The sequence below is a fragment of the Deltaproteobacteria bacterium genome (assembly GCA_009929795.1).
In the GTDB taxonomy this organism is placed as follows: domain Bacteria; phylum Desulfobacterota; class Desulfovibrionia; order Desulfovibrionales; family Desulfomicrobiaceae; genus RZZR01.
On sequence record RZZR01000173.1, the window covers coordinates 1 to 4,636 of the forward strand.

The window sequence follows — 4,636 nt, forward strand, 5'->3', positions numbered from 1 at the left end:
GCCGCCCCGCCCCTGGACCTGGCCAACGACGTTCGCCGGGATGCCATCTTCGCCCTGAACCGCATGGGTATTCAGGTCGAATACTCCCACCACGAAGTGGCCCCCAGCCAGCACGAAATCGACCTGCGGTATCAGGAAGCACTGCGCATGGCCGACACGGCCATCACCTACCGTGTCATCCTCAAGGAAACGGCCCGCAAACATGGTTGCTACGCCTCGTTCATGCCCAAGCCGATTTTCGGTGAAAACGGGAGCGGCATGCATGTCCACCAGTCTCTTTTCAAAAACGGCAAAAATGTCTTCTTCGATTCCTCCGACACCTACAGTCTGAGCAAGGAAGCCAAGTCCTATATCGCCGGTCTCCTGGCCAACGCCAAGGCCTTGACCGCCGTGTGCAATCAATGGGTCAACTCCTACAAACGCCTAGTGCCCGGTTACGAGGCCCCAGTCTACATCGCCTGGGCCCGACGCAACCGCTCGGCCCTCATCCGCGTTCCCATGTACAAGCCTGGCAAGGAAAACGCCACCCGCCTCGAACTTCGGTCCCCGGACCCGGCCTGCAATCCCTATCTGGCTTTTGCAGTCATGCTCGCCGCCGGCCTGGACGGAATGGAAAAAAATATGACCCTTGCCAAACCCGTTGAAGAGGACATCTTCGAGATGAACACCGTCGAGCGGAAAGCCCACGGCATCGACAACCTCCCCGGAAGCCTTGAGTCCGCCGTGGCCGAATTCGAGAAGAGCGACCTCATGCGCAAGGCCCTGGGCGACCACATCTTCACGAAGTTCATCGAGAACAAGATGATTGAGTGGGATAAGTTCCGGACCCAGATCACCAGTTACGAGATCAAAACCTATCTGCCACTTCTCTGATGCCGCAGGAGATTGAATCAACCGCAAAAAGGGGAGTCCGGACGGACTCCCCTTTTTGCGTTTCTAAACCGCCAAAGGGCCGTTTAGTCCGACCTCAGAGCCTTGGGGCCGTTGACTTCAAAGCCATTTCGTGCTTGTGTCCAGTCTATCGTAAATACTGCCGTTTGCCTTTCTAATCACCAGCAACAAGGAGCCTCGCATGAAATTCTGCTGCAAAGTGTTCGGTTTGGCCATCATCGCCATGGCCCTCTCCCTTTCGCTGCAACCCTCATCCGCCCAAGCCAAGAAATTTCTGGCTTTCGGAGGCGGCCCCACAGGCGGAACCTTCAACTACTTCGCCAACGGCATCGCCATCTATCTGGGAAAAAACCTGGCCGACGTTGAAATTTCCTCTGAAGGATCTGGTGGTTCAGGCGAAAATCTGCGCCGACTGAACCAGGCCCAGATCGACTTCGGCATCGTCTACTCCGGCGACGCCTATCTGGGCCGCCAGGGCAAGCTGCCCAACGACGCCACCAAGTACGACAAGGTCCGGACCATGGGCTACCTGTACGGCGCCCCGGCCCAGTTGGTCGTTCGGGCCGACGCCGGCATCAAGTCGGCCAAGGACCTGGCTGGCAAGCGCGTGGCCGTTGGCAACGCCGGGTCAGGCGCGGCCCTGGCCGCAGAGCGGTTCTTCCGTCACATGGGCCTGTGGGATTCCATCTCTCCCCAGTTCCTCGGCTACTCCCCGGCCGCCTCGGCCTTCAAGGACCGCAAGATCGACGCCTTCTGGGTCCTGGTCGGCTACCCCAATGCCTCCATCATCGAGGCCGCGACCCAGGACAACATCACCCTGGTCAACCTACACAAGGACGCCGAGGAAAGCGGCTTCTACAAAGAGTATCCATTCTATGCCAAGGTTGAGATCCCAGCCGAAACCTATCGTGGCCAGAACGAGGCAGTGACCACCTTCCAGGATTCGACCTTCTGGATGACCAACGACAAGGTCGACGAGAACATCGTGTACGAGTCCCTCAAGGCCATCTACTCGCCCGAAGGGTTGAAGAACATGGTCACCGCCCACTCGGCCGCCAGAGAAATGTCCATCTCCACAGGCCTGACCGGCGCCTCCGTGCCCCTGCATCCCGGAGCCTACAAGTTCTGGACCGAGCAGGGTCTGACCGTGCCCGAGGACCTCAAGCCCTAACCCGCTTCCAACTTTAAGCGGGGGCCTCTGATAGCGGCCCCCGCTTTTTGAGAACAAGCCATGACCGATTCGAAACCATCCCCTCCAAAGCACCCCGACTCGACCGCAAAGGACGACCAGCTCATGACCGAACTCCAGGAAGAATCCGTCGCCCGCAAGGAAGAACTCAAGAGAATCCAGGCCAAGGAATCCAAAACTGGACGCAAGCTCACCGGATTCTGGAAGCTTCTCGTGTCCGTCATGGGACTGGCCATGGTCTTGCTGTATTTCTATTCGGCAGGCATCAGGCCCGTTGGCGACCAGTACCACCGGGGCGTGTACGTCTTTCTGACCTATATCATGATTTTCCTGTCCTTCCCCTTCTGGAGGCGATCCAACCAGACCCGTCCCACGGTGGTCGATATCGTTCTGGCCCTGATCGCCGGAGGAGTGGTCGGATACTGGATTCTCGAATTCGAAAACTTGAACTATCGGACCGGCATGGAGACCCAGATGGACGTCTGGGTCAGCGTCGTCGGCGTGCTCATCTCCCTGGAGGTCTGCCGCCGGGTCCTGGGATGGTCCATCACTTTGGGCGGCATCCTGTTTCTGATCTATGGGTATTTCGGTCCCTATTTTCCCTCGGCCATCGCCCATCGCGGCTTCTCCATCGACCGCTTGGCCACGTATCTCTTCCTGACTCAGGACGGCGTGTTCGGAGTCATGGCCAGCGTCCTGGTCACCTACGTCATCCTCTTCATCTTTTTTGGATCCTTTTTACAGAAATCAGGGGTGGGCCGCTTCTTCATCGACTGGCCCCTGGCCTTGGCCGGCAAGGCCGTGGGCGGTCCGGCCAAGGTCTGCGTCATCGCCTCGGCCTTTTTCGGGTCCGTTTCCGGCTCGGCCATCGCCAACACCGTAACCACCGGGGCTTTCACCATCCCCTTGATGAAAAAGGCGGGATTCCGAAAGCATGTGGCAGGAGCCATCGAACCGGCCGCCTCCATCGGAGGCATGTTCATGCCTCCCATCATGGGGGCGGGCGGGTTCATCATGGCCGAAATGACCAACACGCCCTACGTCCAGATCATGCTCATCGCCATCTTTCCGGCCATTTTGTATTTCCTCTCGGTCTTCACCATGATCCACTTCGAGGCCAAGATGCTGGACATCAAGGGTCTTGACTTGAGCGACATGCCCCCGGCATCGGCCATCTTCAAGAAGCATTGGTACAAATGCCTGCCCTTGGTCATCATCGTGGCCATGATGCTTCTGGGCTATTCCCCGGGCAACGCTGCCTTCTGGGCCACCCTGTCCTGCATCTTCATCAGCCAGTTCGACCCCGAATTCCGCATGGGTCCCAAGCAAATATGGGAAGCCATCGTCGGCGGGGCCAAGAGCACCCTGGTCATCGGGGCCACCGTGGGCGTCATCGGCATCATCGTCGGGACCATCGCCCTCTCCGGCATTGGACTCAAGTTCTCGAACATCATCATCTCCCTGTCCGGAGGTCATCTCTTGCCGGCCCTGATTCTCATCGCCCTGGCCTCCCTGGTTCTGGGCATGGGCGTCCCGGTCACGGCCTCGTATCTCATCGTTGCCGTCCTTGCCGTGCCGGCCCTGAACGAGATGGGCGTCGGCCTCGTTGCCGGCCACATGATAGTCTACTGGTTCAGCCAAAACTCCAATATCACCCCGCCAGTCTGTGTCGCGGCCTACGCCGGTGCGGCCATAGCTGGGGCCGATCCATGGAAAACCGGATGGACGGCCCTAAAATTCTCCAAGCTCCTCTATGTCATGCCCTTCATGTTCGCCTATGAGCCGGCCATGACCCTCTACATCGGCTGGGGAGAGGCCGCCAACGCCGGCTGGACCGGAATCGCCTCGGTCTACTTCGCCGCCGCCGTGGGCACCGTGGCCTTTTCGGCTTGGTCCATGTTCTACCTGATCCGGCGCACGACCATCCTCGAGTGGCTCTTTTTTGGGGCGGCCACATTCCTGTGCTTTGTGCCCGGCCTGCTCACCGATGCCACCGGTATCGGCATGGTCGTCCTCCTGGGCCTGTGGCAACACCATAAAAACAAGAAGGAAGCCGCCCTGGCGTCCACATGAACACGATCGTGACCCGCATGGACAAGGCGGGCCCGGGCAACTCCGGGCCCGCCTTCTTTGTTTCAACGCCTAACAGCCCTCCATCGAAATCACGAACCCAATGGAGACTGCCGTGCGACTGAAAAGCATCACCACCCAACTTGTCCTCGTTGTGACCATCCTGGTTGGCCTTGGGGTGTTCGGCCTGGTTTTTCATGCCAGTCAGGCCTCCAGGGACATCATCCTTGATGCCGAGAAACAGGCCATGCAAAGCCTGGCCAGGGACTCGGTCAACCAGCAGGAGATGTTCCTGGAATTCACCTCCAATGTTCTGCGGGCCTTCGCCAAAGACCGGTTTGTCGGACAGGCCTTCCAATACAAAGTCTATCAGACCCAAGCCGAGGGCTATCTGGCAGGGCTTCTTCCAAACTTCGATCTCTACAAGGGCGTGGCCGCCTTCACGTCGGAAGGCAGCCTCATCTATTTCGTCAAAGGCGGCGACAA

Annotated in this window: 4 protein-coding genes; all 4 read left to right on the forward strand. The window is 58.8% G+C overall.

Features of this window, described 5'->3' with window-relative positions; translation table 11 throughout:
• Positions 1-873, forward strand: an 873-nt coding sequence (locus EOM25_12440; GenBank protein NCC25981.1) for a glutamine synthetase, incomplete at its 5' end; no start/stop codon positions are given.
• 199 nt (positions 874-1,072) lie between these two features.
• Entirely contained in the window at positions 1,073-2,062 is a 990-nt protein-coding gene (locus tag EOM25_12445) for a TAXI family TRAP transporter solute-binding subunit (GenBank protein ID NCC25982.1), read from the forward strand.
• 123 nt (positions 2,063-2,185) lie between these two features.
• Positions 2,186-4,153: a TRAP transporter permease gene (locus tag EOM25_12450; protein ID NCC25983.1), complete on the forward strand. Its 1,968-nt coding sequence runs from the start codon at positions 2,186-2,188 to the stop codon at positions 4,151-4,153.
• A gap of 112 nt (positions 4,154-4,265) precedes the next feature.
• Positions 4,266-4,636, forward strand: a 371-nt coding sequence (locus tag EOM25_12455; GenBank protein NCC25984.1) for a hypothetical protein, incomplete at its 3' end; no start/stop codon positions are given.